At 74.6% G+C, this 18,498-nt stretch carries 19 protein-coding genes and 1 riboswitch; of the genes, 6 read left to right on the forward strand and 13 right to left on the reverse strand.

What is annotated here, in order from left to right:
- Positions 1 to 18: 18 nt before the first annotated feature.
- Both IG88_RS0112650 and IG88_RS0112655 read right to left on the reverse strand, forming a co-directional pair.
- Positions 19 to 1,125 (reverse strand): LacI family DNA-binding transcriptional regulator, encoded by a 1,107-nt coding sequence (locus IG88_RS0112650; protein WP_420712085.1) that lies wholly within the window; start codon positions 1,123 to 1,125, stop codon positions 19 to 21.
- Between the two features lie 157 nt (positions 1,126 to 1,282).
- Entirely contained in the window at positions 1,283 to 1,795 is a 513-nt protein-coding gene (locus tag IG88_RS0112655) for a GNAT family N-acetyltransferase (protein ID WP_031039082.1), read from the reverse strand.
- A gap of 313 nt (positions 1,796 to 2,108) precedes the next feature.
- Here IG88_RS0112655 and IG88_RS0112665 point away from each other — a divergent pair, with 313 nt between their 5' ends.
- Positions 2,109 to 2,693, forward strand: coding sequence for a sigma-70 family RNA polymerase sigma factor (locus IG88_RS0112665; protein ID WP_031039085.1), 585 nt, complete (start codon positions 2,109 to 2,111; stop codon positions 2,691 to 2,693).
- Positions 2,693 to 3,445: an anti-sigma factor gene (locus tag IG88_RS0112670; protein WP_031039089.1), complete on the forward strand. Its 753-nt coding sequence runs from the start codon at positions 2,693 to 2,695 to the stop codon at positions 3,443 to 3,445. The genes IG88_RS0112665 and IG88_RS0112670 overlap by 1 nt, the downstream gene beginning before the upstream one ends.
- A gap of 46 nt (positions 3,446 to 3,491) precedes the next feature.
- On the opposite strand, the gene IG88_RS0112675 is transcribed toward IG88_RS0112670, so the two are convergent.
- Genes IG88_RS0112675 through IG88_RS0112695 form a run of 5 tightly spaced genes read right to left on the reverse strand, consistent with a single transcriptional unit; the run spans position 3,492 to position 8,917 of the window.
- Positions 3,492 to 4,307: a DUF1295 domain-containing protein gene (locus IG88_RS0112675; RefSeq protein ID WP_031039092.1), complete on the reverse strand. Its 816-nt coding sequence runs from the start codon at positions 4,305 to 4,307 to the stop codon at positions 3,492 to 3,494.
- Positions 4,304 to 5,614, reverse strand: coding sequence for an SAM-dependent methyltransferase (locus IG88_RS0112680; RefSeq protein WP_031039096.1), 1,311 nt, complete (start codon positions 5,612 to 5,614; stop codon positions 4,304 to 4,306). The genes IG88_RS0112675 and IG88_RS0112680 overlap by 4 nt, the downstream gene beginning before the upstream one ends.
- On the reverse strand, positions 5,611 to 6,897 hold the full coding sequence (locus IG88_RS0112685; protein ID WP_031039098.1) for an SAM-dependent methyltransferase: 1,287 nt from the start codon (positions 6,895 to 6,897) through the stop codon (positions 5,611 to 5,613). The genes IG88_RS0112680 and IG88_RS0112685 overlap by 4 nt, the downstream gene beginning before the upstream one ends.
- On the reverse strand, positions 6,894 to 7,637 hold the full coding sequence (locus tag IG88_RS0112690) for a DUF1365 domain-containing protein (RefSeq protein ID WP_031039101.1): 744 nt from the start codon (positions 7,635 to 7,637) through the stop codon (positions 6,894 to 6,896). Before IG88_RS0112690 ends, IG88_RS0112685 begins: the two co-directional genes overlap by 4 nt.
- Positions 7,634 to 8,917 (reverse strand): NAD(P)/FAD-dependent oxidoreductase, encoded by a 1,284-nt coding sequence (locus tag IG88_RS0112695; RefSeq protein ID WP_031039104.1) that lies wholly within the window; start codon positions 8,915 to 8,917, stop codon positions 7,634 to 7,636. The genes IG88_RS0112690 and IG88_RS0112695 overlap by 4 nt, the downstream gene beginning before the upstream one ends.
- Before the next feature lie 184 nt (positions 8,918 to 9,101).
- Between IG88_RS0112695 and IG88_RS0112700 the strand changes: the two genes are divergently transcribed.
- The 3 genes from IG88_RS0112700 (at position 9,102) to IG88_RS0112710 (ending at position 12,337) form a co-directional block, all read left to right on the forward strand.
- On the forward strand, positions 9,102 to 9,944 hold the full coding sequence (locus IG88_RS0112700) for an alpha/beta hydrolase (RefSeq protein WP_324609003.1): 843 nt from the start codon (positions 9,102 to 9,104) through the stop codon (positions 9,942 to 9,944).
- A 187-nt stretch (positions 9,945 to 10,131) separates the two neighbouring features.
- On the forward strand, positions 10,132 to 11,766 hold the full coding sequence (gene abc-f / locus IG88_RS0112705) for a ribosomal protection-like ABC-F family protein (RefSeq protein WP_031039110.1): 1,635 nt from the start codon (positions 10,132 to 10,134) through the stop codon (positions 11,764 to 11,766).
- 115 nt (positions 11,767 to 11,881) lie between these two features.
- Positions 11,882 to 12,337 carry a flavodoxin family protein gene (locus IG88_RS0112710; RefSeq protein ID WP_031039112.1) on the forward strand — a complete coding sequence of 152 codons (456 nt, stop codon included), beginning with the start codon at positions 11,882 to 11,884 and terminating at the stop codon, positions 12,335 to 12,337.
- 84 nt (positions 12,338 to 12,421) lie between these two features.
- Here IG88_RS0112710 and IG88_RS0112715 read toward each other — a convergent pair whose 3' ends face one another.
- The 5 genes from IG88_RS0112715 to IG88_RS0112735 form a co-directional block, all read right to left on the reverse strand.
- Positions 12,422 to 13,195, reverse strand: a complete 774-nt coding sequence (locus IG88_RS0112715; protein ID WP_031039115.1) for an ABC transporter ATP-binding protein — start codon at positions 13,193 to 13,195, stop codon at positions 12,422 to 12,424.
- On the reverse strand, positions 13,192 to 14,256 hold the full coding sequence (locus IG88_RS0112720; RefSeq protein ID WP_031039117.1) for an iron chelate uptake ABC transporter family permease subunit: 1,065 nt from the start codon (positions 14,254 to 14,256) through the stop codon (positions 13,192 to 13,194). Before IG88_RS0112720 ends, IG88_RS0112715 begins: the two co-directional genes overlap by 4 nt.
- Positions 14,253 to 15,332, reverse strand: a complete 1,080-nt coding sequence (locus tag IG88_RS0112725; protein ID WP_234332135.1) for an ABC transporter substrate-binding protein — start codon at positions 15,330 to 15,332, stop codon at positions 14,253 to 14,255. The genes IG88_RS0112720 and IG88_RS0112725 overlap by 4 nt, the downstream gene beginning before the upstream one ends.
- A 62-nt stretch (positions 15,333 to 15,394) precedes the next feature.
- Positions 15,395 to 15,581, reverse strand: a riboswitch (cobalamin riboswitch).
- A 17-nt stretch (positions 15,582 to 15,598) separates the two neighbouring features.
- Positions 15,599 to 16,531: a M56 family metallopeptidase gene (locus tag IG88_RS0112730; protein ID WP_031039121.1), complete on the reverse strand. Its 933-nt coding sequence runs from the start codon at positions 16,529 to 16,531 to the stop codon at positions 15,599 to 15,601.
- Between the two features lie 6 nt (positions 16,532 to 16,537).
- Positions 16,538 to 16,924, reverse strand: a complete 387-nt coding sequence (locus IG88_RS0112735) for a BlaI/MecI/CopY family transcriptional regulator (RefSeq protein ID WP_030403011.1) — start codon at positions 16,922 to 16,924, stop codon at positions 16,538 to 16,540.
- A 125-nt stretch (positions 16,925 to 17,049) separates the two neighbouring features.
- On the opposite strand from IG88_RS0112735, the gene IG88_RS0112740 reads away from it, so the two are divergent.
- A complete protein-coding gene (locus IG88_RS0112740; RefSeq protein WP_031039125.1) occupies positions 17,050 to 17,625 on the forward strand; it encodes a TerD family protein in 576 nt (191 codons plus the stop codon).
- A 69-nt stretch (positions 17,626 to 17,694) separates the two neighbouring features.
- Here IG88_RS0112740 and IG88_RS0112745 read toward each other — a convergent pair whose 3' ends face one another.
- Positions 17,695 to 18,381, reverse strand: coding sequence for a lytic polysaccharide monooxygenase auxiliary activity family 9 protein (locus tag IG88_RS0112745; RefSeq protein ID WP_031039129.1), 687 nt, complete (start codon positions 18,379 to 18,381; stop codon positions 17,695 to 17,697).
- Positions 18,382 to 18,498 lie beyond the last annotated feature (117 nt).

Here is an 18,498-nt window from a genome sequence, read left to right on the forward strand (position 1 = left end):
CCAAGGGATGCGGAGGGTTCAGAGGGGTGCCGGCGGACCGGCGGTCGCGCCCGGCCGGAAGGCGCAGCCCACGAGGGTGCCCTCGGCGGGCCCGCCCGCGATGCGGGCGGCGAGCAGCCGTACGGCCTCGGCGCCGAGCGCGGGGCGCGGGATGTCGAAGCCCATCGGCACCGGTCCGTCGGCGAGGTCGGCGGGCGGGCTGCCGAGCAGCGCGAGGGACACCTGGCCGGGGCAGTCGAGGCCGGCCGCGTCGACGGCGGCGCGCAGGGCCCGCCAGGCCGCGCCGGTGTCGGTCTCCTCGGCGACGAAGGCGGTGACGCCCTCGGCGAGCCAGGACCGGACCCGGTCGGCGGTCAGCTCGCGGCACGGGTCGCCGGAGCGGAACACGGCCCCGGGACCGCCGGGCAGCCCGCTCGCCGCCAGCCCGTCCAGGAAGCCGTGTTCACGGTCGGCGGAGGCGGGCGCGTCGTCGTCCTCGCGGACCAGGAGCACCCGGCGGTGACCGAGCCCGGCGAGGGCGGCGACGACCTCCCGGCTGGCGCTGACGTAGTCGGCACCGACCCAGGCCAGGCCCTCCGGCTCGTCGCTCCGGCCGACGTGGACGACCGGGAAGCCGTCGGCCACCAGGCGGCTCAGCTCGTCCGCGGGTGCGTGGCGCCCCAGGAAGAGGCAGCCGTCCGCCAGCCGTACGCGGTTGAGGGCGCCGGCTCCCCGGGCGCCCGCTCCCCCGGTGCTGGACCCGGTGAACAGCACCAGGTCGTAGCCCTGCGCGGCGGCCTCCTGCTCCACGCCGACGAGGAAGGGGTAGTAGGAGTGCCGCACGTCGGTCGGGAAGGTCGCGGTGAAGCTGAAGACGCCGAGCAGGTTGTTGCGGGCGGCGGCGAGGCGGCTGGCGGCCGGGTCGGGCACGTAGCCGAGACTGCGGGCGGCGTCCAGGACCTTGGCCCGGGTCTCGGCCGAGATCGGCCGCCCCGTCGCGACGTCGCGCCCGGACAGCACCAGGGACACCGTCGCCTGCGAGACACCGGCGAGTCCGGCCACCTCGGCCTGCCTCGGCCGTCCCCGCCGGCCGGCCGGCGCGGGGGCCCTCCCCGGCCTCGCCCGCCCTGCGGCTTCCTTCGCCACCGCCGCTCCTCTCCGTCGCACGAGTCTGTTAATGCGCATTACCTAATGCGCATTAACCAGTAATGTGAAGGACCTTGGGCGAGGGGTCAAGGGGTTGCGCCGAGGAAAGTGCCGCGGGGGCGGCGGGAAGTTCTCCCACCGCCCCCGCGGCGCCGGGTCAGATGCCGAACGGTGCCGCGTACCGCACGGTGCCGGCGGGCAGCGGGTCGGCGGCGTCCAGGGCGAGAGCCATCAGGGCCTCGTCCGGGACGTCGACGGTGAGCCCGATGCCGTGGGCGGAGGCCCGGGTGAAGCCGAAGCGCGGGTAGTACTCCGGGTGTCCGAGGACCACCACGTGGTGCTCGCCCAGGCGTTCGGCGGCGAGGAGCGCGGCCCGGACGGCGGCCGTGCCGACGCCCGTGTTCTGCCGCTCGGGCCGGACGGCGACGGGGGCCAGGCACAGCGCCGGGGCGTCGCCGATGTGGCAGCGGGTCAGCAGTGCGTGCCCGACCGGGCGGCCAGCGTCGTCCACGGCGACGAGGGACAGGCCCTCGATCCACGCGCCGGGGTCGGCACGCAGCGCGTCGACGAGGTCGGCCTCCTCGGGGGTGGGGAAGGCGGCGCGGACGATGTCGCGGATGAAGGGGACGTCGGCGCCGGTCTCGGCGCGGGTGTTCCAGGAAGGTGTCATGACGGGACTGGGTCCGTTTCCGGTGGGCGTTCGTGGGACGCGGGGTCAGGCCGCCGCTCGGGACGCGAGGGAGATCCGGGCGCCGCGAAGGACGGCGTCGAGCACGGTCATCGACCTCACCTCCCTGTCCTCCCGCTCCCCTGGAGCCCGGTCGAACGCGAACGCCGACCACTGTACCCCCGTGTGCCCGTGGGAGGGTGTGCGTCGGGCGAGGTGGCCACGGCTCACCAGGACCTGGACCAATCCGCGGGCCGCGCGGCCCCGGATTACCCGGGGGCATCCCCGCCGTCGCACATCCCTTGGAGCAACCACCGTGAAGGAAGCCGTACACATCGGCAAGAATCCGTCGTCCCGACCCGATCTGCAGCAGCTGATCCGCGAGGTGGCCCTGGGCGATCAGGACTCCTTCGCCGCCGTGTACGACGCGGTGGCGGGGTCCGTGCTCGGAGTCGCGCGGGCGGTGCTGCGCGACCGGGCGCAGTCCGAGGAGGTCGCGCAGGAGGTGCTGGTCGAGGTGTGGCGGACGGCGCCCCGCTACCGGCCGGAGCGCGGCACGGTGGTCAACTGGATCCTGACCCTGGCCCACCGCCGCGCCGTGGACCGGGTGCGGTCGGTGGAGGCCGCCGCGGCCCGCGACCACAAGGCCGCGCTGCTCGACCGCACACCCGAGTACGACGAGGTCACCGAACAGGTCGAGACCCGGCTGGAGCGGGAGCAGGTGCGGCGCTGTCTGCGCACCCTGACCGAGATCCAGCGCCAGTCCGTGACCCTCGCCTACTACCGCGGCCTGACCTACCGGCAGGTGGCCGAGGCGCTCGCACTGCCGCTCGGCACGGTCAAGACGCGGCTGCGCGACGGTCTCGTCCGACTCCGTGACTGCCTGGGGGTGAGCGCGTGATGCGCACCGAGGACCTGCACAGCCTGACGGGCGCCTACGCCCTGCACGCCCTGCCCGACGACGAGCGGGACGCCTTCGAACGCCATCTGGCGGACTGCGCCACCTGCGAGCAGGAGACCGGGGAGTTCGCCGCGGCGACGGCCCGGCTGGGGCTGGCCGCGACGGTCGTGCCCGGTCCGGCGCTCAGGGAGCGGGTGCTGCACCGCATCACGACCGTGCGCCAGGTCCCGCCGGGCGGCACCACCGTGGAGCGGGCGCGGCGCGTCGTGCCCCGGGGGCGCGGCCTGGCCCGCTGGGCGCTGGCCGCCTGCCTCGCCGCGGCGGCGGGCCTCGGCGGCACGGCGGTGTGGCAGTACGAACGCGCGCAGGACGCCGGGGAGCGGGCCGCGCAGGCCGAGCGGCGGGCCGATGTCCTCGCCGGGGTGCTGGCCGCGCCGGACGCCGAGTCCCGTACGGCGCGGCTCGCCGGGGGAGCGACCGGGACGCTGGTCGTCTCGGCGCGGCAGGACCGGGCGGTCTTCCTGGCCGCGGGCATGGCCGAGCCGCCGCGCGGCAAGGTGTACCAGCTCTGGTTCGACGACCACGGCACGATGCGCCCGGCCGGCCTGATGGACCCCGGCAGCGGCAGTCAGGCGGTGCTGATGGAGGGCTCTGTCGACGGTGCGGCGGGCGTGGGCATCACGGTCGAGCCCGCCGGCGGGTCGAAGCAGCCGACCTCGGACCCGGTCGCGCTGATGAGCATGCCGGCCTGACCGGGCGGGGGTGCGGCCGCGGCCTCACCCCCGCCCGGACCCGGCCCTACGCGGAGCGGCGCGGCGGACGCGGGAAGAAGCCGCTGGTGCGTGCCGCGTACGCGGTCCATCCCGGCCGGTCCGCCATGTGCCGCTCGAGGAGCCGCTTCCCGCTGCCGCCGATCAGCAGGTACGTCATCACCAGCGGGGAGACGACGGACACCGCGGCGGCGCCGGGGCCCGCGTCGCAGGCGACCAGGAACAGGCCCCACCAGACGCAGAAGTCGCCGAAGTAGTTGGGGTGCCGGGTCAAGCTCCACAGTCCGCGGTCCATGAGGCGGCCCCGGTTGGCCGGGTCCGCCTTGAACCGGGCCAACTGGGCGTCCCCGACGGCCTCGAAGGCCAGCCCCACCGCCCACACGGCTGCCCCTGCCCAGGCCAGGAGCGAGGTGGCCCCGGGCCCGTACGCGGCGGCCTGCACCGGCAACGACACCAGCCACACCAGGGCGCCCTGGAGCAGGTAGACCATGCGCAGGGCGTAGAGGTTGCGGCTGCCGGGGGCCTTCGCGAGCATCGCGTCGTAGCGCGGGTCCTCGCCGTGGCCCCGGCCGCGCCACGCGATGTGCGCGGCCAGCCGCACGCCCCATACGACGGTGAGGGCCCCGGCCAGCGTCTGCCGCCCGGTGTCGCCCTCCCCCGTCGCCGCCGCGGCCGCGCAGGTCACGACGGCGACGGCGGCGAAGCCGATCCCCCAGGCCACGTCCACCACCCGGTGCACGCCCTTGCGCAGGGCGAAGGCGAAGGTGACCAGCATGACGGCGAGCGCGGCCGCCGCGGCCCAGCCGAGGCCCACGGCGAACGCGCCCCACGGGAAGCCGCTCACGGGCGGTCCAGCCGCTCGTACCACTCCCCCGGTGTGGCGGACATGCCGCTGACGCCCTCGACGGTGGGGCGGACGCTCAGGATCTGGTCGACGCCCATCCGCCGCTGCTCGAAGGCGAGTGCGCCGCCCACCAGGTACAGCCGCCACACCCGCGCGGTCTCCTCGCCGACCAGCGCGACGAACTCGTCCCAGCGCTCCTCCAGCGTGCGCTCCCACGCCCTGACCGTGCGGACGTAGTGCTCGCGCAGCGACTCGGCGTGGCGCACTTCGAGACCGGCGTCCTCCAGGAGCCGGACCGTCTCGCCGAGGGGGCGCATGTGCATGTCGGGGGCGATGTACGCCTCGATGAAGGCGCCGCCGCCCGGCGCGTTGCGGCCCCGGGACATCTGCTGCACCAGGACGCGTCCCTCCGGGCGGACCACCCGGTGCAGGGCGGCGGCGAAGGCCGGGTACTCGGCGTCCCCGACGTGCTCGCCCATCTCGACGGTGGAGACGGCGTCGTAGCCCCCGCCGGTGATGTCGCGGTAGTCCTGGCAGACGACCTCGATGCGGTCCTCCAGTCCGCGCTCCCGCACCTGTTCGCTGACGTGTGCCGCCTGCTCCCCGGCGAGGGTGACGGCGGTGACCTTCGCCTTGTGCCGTTCCGCCGCGTACAGGGTGAGCGAGCCCCAGCCGCAGCCGATGTCGAGGAGCCGGGAGCCGGCGGTGAGGCCGAGCTTGCGGCAGATCAGCTCGAGCTTGGCGCGCTGGGCACCGGCGGCGTCCGCGTCGGTGTTCCCGTCCGCCCACACCCCGCACGAGTAGGCCATGGTCTCGTCGAGGAGGAGGCGGTAGAAGTCGTTGGAGAGGTCGTAGTGGTGGCTGATGGCGGCGCGGTCGCGGGCCTTGGTGTGCAGGCCGCCGCGCAAGCGGGCCTGGGAGCCGGGGGTCGCGGGGCGCGGGCCCACGGCGCCGAGGCGGACGGCTGCGCCCGCCGCGCGGGCCCGGTCGGCGAGGGAGAGCCGGGGCGGGTGCAGCCGGCGTTCGCGGGCGGCCGTCCGCATCCGGCGCAGGCCGTCGGCCAGGTCGCCTTCGACGTCCAGTTCGCCGGTGACGTAGGCCTGGGCCAGGCCCAGTTCGCCGGGCTGCCACAGCAGGCGGCGCAGGGCGCGCCGGGAGCGGACGACGACGGCGGGGGCGTCGGCGGGACCGGTCTCGGAGCCGTCCCAGGCGCGCAGCCGGACCGGGAGGGGACCGCCGAGCGCGTCCTCGACGAGCGCGGCGAGCCGGTGTGCGGCGCCGGGCCGGGTGGTGCGGGCGGTGCTCATCGGGCGGGGCCCTCCTTGGTGAACAGGTACTGCTGGACGTCGAGGTAGGCGGCGCGGAATCCCGCCTCGGAGTAGGCGAGGTAGAAGGTCCACAGGCGCCGGAAGGTCTCGTCGAAGCCGAGGGCGTCGACCTCGGCGGCGCGTTCGGTGAACCGCTCCCGCCACAGCCGCAGCGTCTCGGCGTAGTGCGCGCCGTAGGCGTCGCGGCGGGCGACGCGCAGGCCGGTGTGGTCGCGGACCGTCGCCTCGATCGCTTCGGTGGAGGGGATCAGGCCGCCGGGGAAGACGTACTTCTGGATCCAGGTGTGGGTGTGCCGGGCGGCGAGCATGCGGTCGTGCGGCATGGTGATGGCCTGCAGGGCGGCCCGGCCGCCGGGGGCGAGCCGCTCGTCGAGGGTGCGGAAGTAGACCGGCCAGAACTCGGCGCCGACGGCCTCGATCATCTCCACGCTGACGAGCGCGTCGTAGGTGCCCTCCTCCTCGCGGTAGTCGCGCAGTTCCACCCGGACGCGGTCGGCGAGGCCCGCCTCACGGGCGCGTTCGAGGGCGCGGTCGCGCTGTGCGCGGGAGAGGGTGAGGGAGGTGACGTCGGCACCGCGGGCGGCGGCACGCAGGGCGAGTTCGCCCCAGCCGGTGCCGATCTCCAGGAGCCGGGTCCCGTCGCCGACCTCGGCGAGGTCGAGCAGCCGGTCGATCTTGCGCTGCTGGGCGGAGGCGAGGGACTCGCGGCGGGCCGGGAACCCGAGGAAGACGGCGGACGAGTAGCTGAGGGTGTCGTCGAGGAAGAGGGCGAGCAGGTCGTTGGACAGGTCGTAGTGGCTGCTGATGTTGGTCCGGGCGCCCTCGGGGGTGTTGCGGCGGGCGGCGGGACGCCGCTGGTGCCACAGGCCGCGCAGCCGCTGGAACGGGGCGGGCACCAGGTCGGCCGCGTGGGCGGCGAGCACGGTGAGGGCGCCCACCAGGTCCGGGGCGTCCCACTCGCCGGCCATGTACGACTCGCCGAAGCCGATGAGGCCCTGGGCACCGATCCGCCCGTGGAAGGCACCGGGGTCGTGGACCTCCACCAGCGGTCCGCCGAGGCCCACGGTGTCGCTGTCGGCGAACCGGACCCGCAGCGGCAGCCGGCGCAGGGCCCGGCGTACCACGGCCGCGGCGGTGGCCCGGCGGGCCCACGAGGCGCGGGGCGGGGCGGCGACGTCGGGCCAGCGGTGCGGGTCGACCGGGGTGCCGCGGCGCGGCGGGACCTGCGCGGGAGTGTCGGGGCGTGGGTGGGTTGCGGTCATGATGCCTTCTCCGTGGTGCGGTGACTCGGGCGCGGCTGGACGGGCAGGCCGCGCAGGTAGAGGCGGATGCCGTGCCCGCGGATGCCGGCCGACACGGCGAGGGTCGACCAGGGGTGCCGCAGGGCCAGGCGCAGCAGGGCGGCTGGTGTCGCCTCGCGCCGGGTGCCCCGTACGGTCGCGGTGAACGGGCGGGCGCCCGGCCGGTCCAGGCGCACCGTCAGGTCGAGGCGGTCGCCGGGCAGCGGAAGGCGCATGCGGTAGGCGCCGTCGACGGGGTTGAACGGCGAGACGTAGAACTCCTTGTCGACGTGGGCGACGCCCGCCTCGTCGGGGGCCAGCAGGTAGGCGTGGCGCTCGCCGTAGGTGTTGTGCACCTCGGCGACCACGCAGCGCGGGGTGCCGTCGGGGCCGTGGCACCAGTACAGGGTCAGCGGGTTGAAGACGTACCCGAGCACCCGGGCGTGGGTGAGCATCAGCACCCGGCCGCCCTCCAGGTCGACACCGCGGGTGGCGAGGAAGCGCTCCAGACCCGCGCGCAGCGAGGGGGCGTCGCCGGCGAAGTGGTCGCGCGCCCGGAAGCCCGCCAACGGCCGCAGTGCTCGCGGCAGTTCCGGCGGACGGTCGAGGTCGACGAGCCACATGTAGGTGCGGTGGCGCAGCGTGTACCGGACGGGGTCGAGGCGTATGTGCCCGATCTCGCAGGGGTAGAGGCCGGGGCGTGCCGTCGGGGCGGGGGTCACCAGGCCACTCCGAGGGCCGCGGCGGCCTCCACCCCCGAGCGGCAGCCGTCCTCGTGGAAGCCCCAGCCGTGGTAGGCACCGGCGTAGGCCGTGACCGGGGTGCGCAGTCGGGGCAGGCGGCGCTGGGCGGCTACCGACTCGGGGGTGTAGACGGGGTGTTCGTAGGTCATGCGGGCCAGTACCCGGCCGGGGTCGACGCGGTCCTCGCCGCCGAGCGTGACGACGTGGGTGTCGGCGGTGTCGAGGCGCTGCAGCCGGTTCATGTCGTAGCTGACCCGTACCCGGTCGGCGCCCGCGTCGCAGGCCGGCATGAGGTAGTTCCAGGAGGACCGGGCTCGCCGGGAACGGGGCAGCAGGGCGGTGTCGGTGTGCAGGAGGGTGGCGTTGCGGGAGTAGCGGAAGGCGCCGAGGACCTCCTTCTCGTCGGGGGTCGGGTCGGCCAGCAGTTCCAGCGCCTGGTCCGGGTGGACGGCGACGACGAGGTGGTCGTAGGCGTCGGTGGTGCCGTCGGCCGCGGTGACCTCCACGCCGTCCGCGTGCCGGGTCACCGAGCGGACGGGGGTGGCGGTACGGACGTCGGGCAGCCGCTCGGCGATGCGGTCGACGTAGGAGCGGGAGCCGTCGGTGACCGTGCGCCACACCGGGGAGCCGCCGACGGCGAGCATGCCGTGGTGGTGCAGGAAGCGGAAGAGGTAGGCGGCGGGGTAGCGCAGGGCGGTGGCGGCGTCGCAGGACCAGACGGCGGAGACCACGGGCGTCATGAAGTGCGCACGGAAGTACGGCGAGAAGTTCTCGCGGTCCAGGAACTCGCCGAGCGTCGGGGCCAGGTCGGACGCGTCGCCGTCGAGCAGGCGGCGGGCGGCTCGGTGGAACCGGGGAACCTGCGCGAGCATCCGCAGGTAGGGGCCGCGCAGGGCGTTGCCCGGGCGGGCGAGCAGCCCGGCGGGGCCCCGGGCGCCGGCGTACTCCAGGCCGCAGCCCTCGCACCGGACCGACATGCTCATCTCCGACTCCTGCGTCGCCACGCCGAGTTCGCCGAAGAGGCGCAGCAGGTTCGGGTAGGTGCGGCGGTTGTGCACGATGAACCCCGAGTCGACCCGGTGGACCCGTCCGTCGGACGCCGTCAGGTCGTGCGTGTGGGCGTGTCCGCCGAGGCGGTCGTCGGCCTCGTAGAGGGTGACCCGGTGCACGCGGCCCAGTACGTACGCCGCGGTCAGACCCGCCACTCCGCTGCCGACGACGGCCGTGCGCCGTGCGGCCTCCCCTGGCTTTCCGGGCATGTCCCTGCTCCTCCACCCCGCTGTGATCAACGCTTGCGTGGGTAATCCGGAGCCGCGGGCCGGACGGATTGGAGCCGATCGTGGACAGCTGTGCGGCAGTCACCGGTCCGGGAGCGAATCGGCAACGGATCACCCATGACGGCGGGGCGGGAAGCGGCAGCGGACTGTGAAAGGGAAGGCAGGCATGGACCTGACAATGGATACGGGCATGGGCATGGGCGCGGGCGGAGAGGAAGGTCCGTCGACGGGCGGGGCGCTGCGGGTGCGGCGCCGGCCGGCCCGCACCCGCGCGGCCGTGCTGGTCCTGCACGGGGGCCGGGCGGAGAGCAGGGGCGCCGCACGGCCCTGGCAGCTCGCGGCGCTGCGGATGCGCCCGTTCCTGCGGTCGCCGGCGGCGGGTCCCGGCCGCGACGACGTGCTCGTCGCCGAGGTCCGCTACCGCAGCCGCGGCTGGAACGGCGCCGCCGCGGAGCCGCTGCGGGACACCCGGCGGGCCCTCGCCGAACTGCGCCGCCTCGTCGGTGACGTGCCGGTGGTGCTGCTGGGTCACTCCATGGGCGGCCGGGCGGCCCTGCGCGCGGCGGACGCCGAGTCGGTGCACGGCGTCGTGGCCCTCGCGCCCTGGTGCCCGCCGGGGGATCCCGTCGCCCGGGTGCGGGGCCGGACCGTTCTCGTCCTGCACGGCGACCGGGACCGCGTCACCGACCCCGGCGAGTCGGCCGCGTACGTCGTCCGGGCCCGCGCCGCCGGAGCGCGGGCCGGCCTGCTGCTCGTGGAGGGCGGCGACCACGCCATGCTCCGCCACCACACCCTGTGGCACCGCACGGCGACCGCGGCCGTCACCCACCTGCTCTCTCCGGAAGCGGCGTCCTCCGGGCTGTTCGCCCGGGCCTTCGCGGCGGCCGAGCCACCGGTCCTCTCCCCCGTCCGGCGCACCCCGGCGGCCCCGGCCGCCCGGACGGGCCGGGAGCCGGGCTCTTGCCCGGACGGACCGGGAGCCGGGCTGTTAGGCTGGCGGAGACGTTGATCGTGCAGCGAGGAGTCGCGGACATGGTGGGTGACGACGACATCTCCGGGTGAGACCCGGTTCCGGCAGGCCGCAGCGGGCGTTTTCGAGCGCCGTCGCAGTGGCCCCTTCGTCGTTCCCTTCTTCCTGTCCCCCTCTCCCGGGCGGAGCCCTGTCGCCCGCCCCTGACCGCCACGAGGTCGTCTCCATGTCCGACGCCGTCCTTCGCTGTTCCCACCTGTCCTTCTCCTGGCCCGACGACACCCCCGTCTTCGAGGACCTCTCGTTCACCGTGGGCCCGGGCCGTACGGGTCTCGTCGCCCCCAACGGGGCCGGCAAGTCCACCCTGCTCAAGCTGATCGCCGGGGAGCTGCGGCCCACCGCGGGCTCGGTGACGGTCTCCGGCGTTCTCGGTCATCTGCCGCAGACGCTCCCCCTGACGGGCGGCCTCACCGTGGCCGAGGTCCTCGGTGTCGACGCCGTGATCCGGGCCATCGACGCCGTCGAGTCCGGGGACGTGGCCGAGGAGCACTTCGCGGCCATCGGTGACGACTGGGACATCGAGGAGCGCACCCGCGCCCAGCTCGACCGCCTGGGCCTGGGCGGCCTCGCCCTGGACCGGCGGCTGGGCACGCTCAGCGGCGGTCAGGTCGTCACCCTCGGGCTCGCCGCCCAACTGCTGAAGCGGCCCGACGTGCTCCTGCTCGACGAGCCCACCAACAACCTCGACACGGACGCCCGGAGCAGACTCCACGACGTGCTCAGCGACTATCACGGCTGCCTGCTGCTGGTCAGCCACGACCGGGAGCTGCTCGACCGCATGGAGCGCATCGCCGAACTCGACCGCGGCGAACTGCGCCTGTACGGCGGGAACTTCACCGCCTACGAAGAGGCCGTCCGCGCCGAGCAGGAGGTCGCCGAGAAGAACGTCCGCAACGCCGAGCAGGAGCTGAAGCGGGAGAAGCGGGAGCTGCAGCAGGCCCGCGAGCGCGCCGACCGCCGGGCGAGCAACGCCGCCCGCAACCTCAAGAACGCCGGGCTCCCCCGCATCTTCGCGGGCAACATGAAGCGGGGGGCCCAGGAGTCCGCGGGCCGGGCGGGGCAGACCCACGCCAACCGGGTCGGCGAGGCGAAGGCGCGGCTGGACGAGGCGGAGCGGTCGCTGCGCGAGGAACAGCGCATCACGCTGGACCTGCCGGAGACCGACGTCCCCGCGGGGCGCACCCTCTTCCAGGGCCGGGGGCTGCGGATCCGGCTCGGCGGGAAGGACGTGTTCACGGGCGAGGGCGTCGACCTGACCGTCCGGGGGCCCGAGCGGATCGCGCTGACCGGGGCCAACGGGGCGGGCAAGAGCACGCTGCTGCGCCTGCTCAACGGCGACCTGGAGGCGGAGGGCGGCGACATCAGGCGCGCCGACGGACGCGTCGCGTACCTCTCCCAGCGGCTCGACCTGCTGGACGAGGAGCGCACCGTCGCCGAGAACTTCGCCGCCTACGCTCCGCACCGGCCGGAGGCGGAGCGGATGAACCTCCTCGCCCGGTTCCTCTTCCGGGGTGCCCGCGCCCATCTGCCCGTCGGCGTCCTCTCCGGCGGCGAGCGGCTGCGGGCCACGCTGGCCTGCGTCCTGTGCGCCGAACCGGCCCCGCACCTGTTGCTCCTGGACGAGCCGACGAACAACCTCGACCTCGTCGGCGTGGGCCAGCTCGAGAGCGCACTGAACTCCTACCGGGGAGCGTTCGTGGTCGTCAGCCACGACCGCAGGTTCCTGCGCGAGATCGGCGTCGGCCGCTGGCTGCGGCTGGCCGGCGGCGGGCTGGCGGAGACCGGGGCGCCCGAGGCGTGAGCCCCCGGCGGGAGCGCGGCATCAGCCCGCGGCGGGAGCGCGGGGCGGGCGGTCGTGGTGATGGCGCCGCGGTGTCCGTTTGCGGTCGGAGGGTGCCGGGCGGCAGGCTGCGGGGGTGGCCACTTTGCTGATCGTGCATCACACGCCGTCGCCGAACTGCCAGGCGATGCTGGAGTCCGTCGTGTCCGGGGCGACCGCGCCCGAGATCGAAGGGGTGCGGGTTGCCCGGCGGGCGGCCCTGGCGGCGACGGCCGTCGACGTGCTGGAGGCGGACGGCTTCCTGCTGGGCACCCCGGCCAACCTGGGCTACATGTCGGGGGCGCTCAAGCACTTCTTCGACCAGGTCTACTACCCCTGCCTGGACGAGACGCGCGGCCGCCCCTTCGGTTACTGGGTGCACGGGGGCAGCGACACCACGGGGGCGGTGCGCGGCATCGAGTCGGTGACGACCGGCCTCGGCTGGCGGCGTGCCGCGCCCGCGGTGAGCGTGGCCGGTGAACCCGGCAAGGCCGACCTGGAGGCCTGCTGGGAGTTGGGCGCCACCCTCGCCGCCGGTCTGGCGGACGGCTGAAGCCGGCTGGGGCGACTCCCCGTACCGGTCCCAGGGTGTCGTCTGGATCACCCCGCGACCCCGGCGTGATCCACTCCACACCCGCTAGCCCGGGAGCGTGCCCAGGAAACGGACGTGCGGGCGGTCGGCCGGGCCGGGGCGGGTGATCTCGGCGTCGACCCGGTAGACCTTGGCGACGAGGTCCGCCGTCAGCACCTCGGCCGGTTCGCCGTGGGCGACGACGCCGCCCTGCGAGAGGACGACGAGGTGGTCGCAGTACATGGCGGCGAGGTTGAGGTCGTGCAGGGCGACCACGCTGGTCACGGGCAGGGCGGCGACCAGGGCCAGCACGTCCAGTTGGTGCTGGACGTCGAGGTGGTTGGTCGGTTCGTCGAGCAGGAGCTCGCGGGGCCGCTGGGCGAGGGCGCGGGCGATCTGCACGCGCTGGCGCTCGCCGCCGGAGAGCGTGTGCCACAGGCGGTCGGCCTCGGGCGTCAGACCGGTGCGGTCCAGGGCGTCCGTCACCGCCTCCTCGTCGGCCGCCGACGCCGGTGTCCAGGCGCGGCGGTGCGGGATGCGGCCGAGCCGGACGATGTCCCGGACCGTCAGCTCGACCTGGGTGTCCGCCTGCTGCTCCACCACGGCCACCCGCCGGGCGACCTCGCGGCGCCCCACCCGGTCCAGGGGGCGTCCGTCGAGGGTGACGAGGCCGGCGGTCGGGGCCAGTACACCGGCGAGCAGGCGCAAGAGGGTGGACTTGCCGGACCCGTTGGGGCCGAGCAGCCCCGTCATGGCGCCGGTGCGCGGGCTCAGGTCGACCCCGTCGAGGATCAGCCGGCCTCCGGTGGTGCGGGAGACCCGCTCGGCCTTCAGCGTCACCGTGCCCTCCGGGTGCGGTGGAGCACGAGTACGAAGGCGGGCACACCGATCAGTGAGGTCACCACGCCCACCGGGACCTCCTGGGGTTCGAGGACGGTACGGGCCAGGGTGTCGGCCCACACCAGGAACACGGCACCGGCGAGCGCGCAGACCGGCAGCAGCCTGGCGTGTCCTGGGCCGGTGAGCGCGCGGACCGCGTGCGGCAGCACCAGCCCGACGAAACCGATGGCGCCGGCCGAGGCGACCAGGACGGCGGTGAGCAGTGCCGTGGCGCACAGCAGCACCAGCCGGGTGCGGGCCACGTGGACGCCGAGCGAGGCCGCGGCGTCCTGGCCGAAGGCGAAGGCGTCCAGCGTCCTGGCGTACCCGAGGCATACGGCGAGGACCAGGACCAGGACCGCGGCGGTGGTCCGCACGTCGCTCCAGCCGGCGCCGCCGAGCGAGCCGAGCAGCCAGAACAGCACGCCGCGGGTGGTCTCGGCGTCGGCGGCGGTCATGACCACGAAGGAGGTGAGCGCGGAGAACAGCTGCATCGCCGCCACGCCCGCGAGGACCACCCGGTCCGTGGTGCCGCCGAGGCTGTGGCTGAGCAGCAGCACCAGCGCGAAGGAGCAGACGGCGCCGACGAACGCCCCGCCCGGGACCGACAGGGCGCCGCCGCCCACGCCGAGCACGACGACCAGGACGGCGCCGGTCGAGGCGCCGGAGGAGACACCGAGGACGAAGGGGTCGGCGAGCGGGTTGCGCAGCAGGGACTGGAGCACGGCCCCGCACACGGCGAGTCCGGCACCGCACACCGCGGCCAGCAGGGTGCGGGGCAGCCGCAGGTCCCAGACGATGCCGTCGCGGATCGGTGACACGTCCCCGGCGGTGGTGCCGGCGCCGAGGTGGGCGGCGATCACGGACCACACGTCGGCGACGCCGATGTCCGCCGGGCCGACGGTGACGGCGACGGCCACGGAGGCACACAGGGCGACGGTCCCGGCCGCCGCCCACACCAGGGGGGCATGGCGCGGCGCGCGTATGCCGGGGGCGGTGGCCGTCCGGTCCGCGGACGTCACTTGGCGAGCCCGAACTCGCGGAGCGCCGCCGCCACTTGTTCCACGCCCTCGACGGTGCGGATGGTGGGGTTCATGGCCTGCCCGCTGAGCAGGACGTAGCGCTTCTCGCGGACGGCGGTCATGTTCCTGGTCACGGGGTCGGACTCCAGGAACTCGATCTTCTTCGCCGCCGTTTCGGCCGTCTGCGACCTGCGGGTGAGGTCGCCGAGGACCAGGACGTCGGGGTCCCGGTCGGCGACGGTCTCCCAGCCGGCCTGCGGCCACTCCTCGCGGGTGTCCTCCATGGCGTTCCGGGCGCCGACGGCCCGGGTGATGACGCCGGGGGCGCCGCAGCAGCCCGCCAGGTAGGGCGAGGCGGAGTTGGCGAACCAGTACATGAGGGTGACGCCGGAGGCGTCGATGCCGGACGTCGCCCTGTCGACGCGTGCCTCGAGGTCCTCCACGAGCTTCTCGCCGCGCTGCTCGACGCCGAAGAGGCGGGCCAGGTCGCGGACTTCGCCGTAGACCGTGTCCATCGTCAGGGTCTTGTCCCGGACGCCGTCGCCGTCGCCGCTGTTGTCCTTGCCGGCGCAGTCGGACGGGGACAGGTAGGCCGGCACGCCGAGTCGCGTGAACTGGTCGCGGGTGGCCACCCCGCCGGTGCCGAGCGTGGAGGCGAAGGAGGCGGCGACGAAGTCGGGGTCCGCGTCCAGGACCGTCTCGAAGGACGGCATGTCGTCGGAGAGCCGGGGGACGCCCGCGTTCGCCTTCTCCAGTCCCTTCATGACCGGGTCGGTCCAGGTGGCGGTGCCCGCCATGCGGTCGGCGAGGCCGAGGGAGAGCAGGATCTCCGTGGTGCCCTGGTTGAGGGAGACCGCCCGCCGCGGCGGTGCGGTGACCCGGACCTCGTGCCCGCAGTCACGGACGGTGCGCGGGTAGCCGGCCGTGCCGCCCCGTGCGGCCGAGTCGTCGGCCGTACCGGAACCGGAACCGCAGCCGGAGGCCAGCAGGGCGAGGGACAGGAGCAGTACGGGACCGCGCGGGGCGCGGCGGAAAGGAAGAGGGCGCCGGAGGCCGGCGGGACCTGCTGCGGACAAGGCGATCCTCTGGCGTCGAGGGCTCATGCGCGGAGCCCGTCCGTACGATGCGGCCCGCGCCGCACGCGGCACGGGGTGCCAGCAGGTCTTCGGACTCGGGTTCGACCGGACGGAACGCCTTCCCGGGCGGCGTGCGCCGCCCAGTGGCCCGTGTTCCGCCCGTCCCCCTCACCGCTGCGCGTCAGTTCCGGATTCGCACCGGATTCCCTGACCCACCAGGTGGGTTCGACTGGCCTGCGCAAGCTACCACAGGGGCGTCTGGGCGTTCAGAGCGGCGTCGCGGCCCGCAGGATGAGGAACATGGTGACGGCGGCGTTCGCGGACGACATCGCCGAGACGGCGGTGCCGGCGGCCGCGGTCCACGCCGCCAGGCCCGCCGAGGTGGACACCGGGGGCCAGGGGCGTACGGAGGGGGCGGGGCCCAGCAGGGCGGCCACCCGGCGGGGCACCGGGCCGGGCGCCGCGAGACCGGCGAGGGTGGCGACGGGGGTGCCGCGGGAGACGAGGGCCGCCTTCCCGATCGCGGTCGCCACCGCGCGGCGGTCGCCGACCGCCCGTGCGGCCGCCTCGTCCGCCCACCGCTCCGTCGTGTACGCGACGGCCGTGCGCAGGGGGCGCAGGAACGGGTTGGCCAGTGCGGCGAGCCGGACGGCGAGCAGGAAACGGTGGTGCCGGGCGGCGAGGTGGGCGCGCTCGTGGGCGAACAGCGCGCGCCGTTCACCCGGTTCGAGACAGTCGAGCAGGGCCGTGCTCACCACCACGCGGTCCCGTCGCCCGCCGGGCAGCGCGTAGGCGTAGGGCACGTCGTCCGGCAGTACGGCCACCCCGGTGCCCGGCAGGCCGGCCAGTGCGCGGTGGGCGCGACGGCGCACCCTGCCGTGCCGCCACAGCGCCCGCGCCGAGGTCGCGACGACGGCGCACAGGGCGGGGATCGCCGCCTTGCCGACGACCTCGTCGTAGGGCACCGCCGCCCGCACCTCGGGGTCGGACCAGGCGTCGGGGAGCGGGTTGCCCGGCAGTTGGGCGGTGCCAACCACCATCACCAGGGCCAGGCACAGGGTGCTGCACAGGGCCATCACGACGGCGACGGCGCTGAGCAGCCGGGTCGCGGTCCGCGGGTGCAGGTGCTGCTCGGCCAGCCTGGCGATCGGCCACGCCGTCAGCGGCAGGACCAGGGGCAGGAAGACGAAGACCCCCATCCGGTGTCAGCCGTCCTCCGCGGCACGGGCGTGCCCCAGCAGTTCGCGCAGCAGCCGCTCGTCGTCCGGGTCGAGGCCCGTGACGAAGCTGGCCAGCACCGCTTCGCGGTCGCTCTCGGCGTCCAGGACCTTGCGCATCTTGCGCGCGGCCAGTCCCGCCTGGTCCGAGGCGGGCGTCCAGGCGAAGGAGCGGCCCGCGCGCTCACGGCTGACGGCGCCCTTCTCCAGGAGCCGGGTCAGGATCGTGATCACGGTGGTGTAGGCGAGGTCGTCGCCGAGGCGTTCCTGCACCCAGCCGGCCGTCGCGGGCCCGTCCGCCCCGCGCAGCGCGGACAGCACCAGCGCCTCGAGCTCGCCCTGCCCCCGCCGTCGCGGACGCCGGTCATCCGTCACGGCCCGCCCTCCTTCCACCGCCGGTCGTCGTCTTCCCGGGCGCCATCGTATAGAAGGCTTACTTCTACAGTGCTGTAGATTGACGACAGGTACGGAACGCAGCGAACGCGACGAAGGAGAACACCGTGGGAGTTTCCCTGGCCAAGGGCGGCAACGTCTCGCTCAGCAAGGAGGCGCCCGGCCTGACCGCCGTCCTGGTCGGTCTGGGCTGGGACGTGCGCACCACGACCGGCACCGACTACGACCTGGACGCCTCCGCGCTGCTCCTGGACGCGTCGGGCAAGGTGCTCTCGGACCGGCACTTCGTCTTCTACAACAACCTCACCAGCCCCGACGGCTCGGTCGAGCACACCGGTGACAACCTCACCGGCGAGGGCGAGGGCGACGACGAGGCGGTCAAGGTGAACCTCGCCGCGGTCCCGGCCGAGGTTGACCGCATCGTCTTCCCGGTCTCCATCCACGACGCGGAGAACCGGGGCCAGAGCTTCGGCCAGGTCCGCAACGCCTTCATCCGGGTCGTCAACCAGGCGAACGACCAGGAACTGGCCCGCTACGACCTGTCCGAGGACGCCTCGACCGAGACCGCGATGGTCTTCGGCGAGCTGTACCGGCACGGCGCCGAGTGGAAGTTCCGGGCGGTCGGGCAGGGTTACGCCTCGGGGCTCGCGGGCATCGCCGCGGACTTCGGCGTCAACGTCTGATCCGGACCCCGCCGGACCCCGCCGGGCCAGGTGCGCCCGGCGGGGGTGGGGGGACGGGGATGGCGCGGGTCAGCCGAAGTCGACGTCGCTGCACAGGAAGTACGTCTGGTCCATGTGCGACGCCTGCCAGACCGTGTAGACGACGTGCCGGCCGCTGAGCCCCGAAGTGCTCACCGGGATCTCGTAGTTCTGACTGGGCGCGTAACTGCCCGTGCGCGCGACCTGCTGGAGGGCGCCCCAGGTCAGGGGTTGCGTGGCGGGGTCGAAGCCCTGCTTGGTGACGTAGACCAGGAAGTAGTCGGCGCCGTGGCCGGCCTGGTCGTGGAGCTTGACGGTGAAGTCGTCGGTGACGTCGGTGGTCCGCCAGGGGCCGACGGCGTCCAGGGAGTTGTAGCGTCCGCTCTCGGTCCGGCCGCCGCTGCAGAGCTGACCGTCGGGCACGACCGCCTCGAAGTCGCCGGCCGAGCCGTTGCGGTACAGGCCGTTCCAGTTCCACATGGCGTTGGGATCGTCCTGCCACGCCTGCCAGCACATGGGGTCCTCGTCGGCCATGGCCGGGTTCTGGAAGTCGTCGCCCCAGCGCTCCCAGCAGCCGTAGTTGCGGGAGGCGGGGTCGACGACCGAGCCGTGGGCGACGGCGGTGCCGCTCCAGGGGATCAGGGTGAGCAGGGCCGCGGTCAGGGTGCTGAGGGCGAGGGTCGCGGTCCGGCGGGTCCTTCCGGCCCGCTCGCATGTGACGCGATCATGACAAGCCATGGGTCCTTCTCTCGCGTGGGGGGGGTGCCCCTATGTGTTTGGTCAAGGTCGAAGGCCAGTAGGTTCGTGTGGTTGGGGGCAGGCCGAGCCGTAGGGGTGTGCATGAGTGATAGCCAG

Source organism: Streptomyces sp. NRRL F-5650, from assembly GCF_000721365.1.
In the GTDB taxonomy this organism is placed as follows: Bacteria; Actinomycetota; Actinomycetes; order Streptomycetales; family Streptomycetaceae; genus Streptomyces; species Streptomyces ardesiacus.

Coding starts and splice junctions, on each gene's coding strand:
- IG88_RS0112655 (WP_031039082.1), bottom strand. CDS start 1,795: ATGACACCTTCCTGGAACACCCGCGCCGAGACCGGCGCCGACGTCCCC.
- IG88_RS0112670 (WP_031039089.1), top strand. CDS start 2,693: ATGCGCACCGAGGACCTGCACAGCCTGACGGGCGCCTACGCCCTGCAC.
- IG88_RS0112680 (WP_031039096.1), bottom strand. CDS start 5,614: ATGAGCACCGCCCGCACCACCCGGCCCGGCGCCGCACACCGGCTCGCC.
- IG88_RS0112685 (WP_031039098.1), bottom strand. CDS start 6,897: ATGACCGCAACCCACCCACGCCCCGACACTCCCGCGCAGGTCCCGCCG.
- IG88_RS0112695 (WP_031039104.1), bottom strand. CDS start 8,917: ATGCCCGGAAAGCCAGGGGAGGCCGCACGGCGCACGGCCGTCGTCGGC.
- IG88_RS0112700 (WP_324609003.1), top strand. CDS start 9,102: ATGGACCTGACAATGGATACGGGCATGGGCATGGGCGCGGGCGGAGAG.
- abc-f (WP_031039110.1), top strand. CDS start 10,132: ATGTCCGACGCCGTCCTTCGCTGTTCCCACCTGTCCTTCTCCTGGCCC.
- IG88_RS0112730 (WP_031039121.1), bottom strand. CDS start 16,531: ATGGGGGTCTTCGTCTTCCTGCCCCTGGTCCTGCCGCTGACGGCGTGG.
- IG88_RS0112745 (WP_031039129.1), bottom strand. CDS start 18,381: ATGGCTTGTCATGATCGCGTCACATGCGAGCGGGCCGGAAGGACCCGC.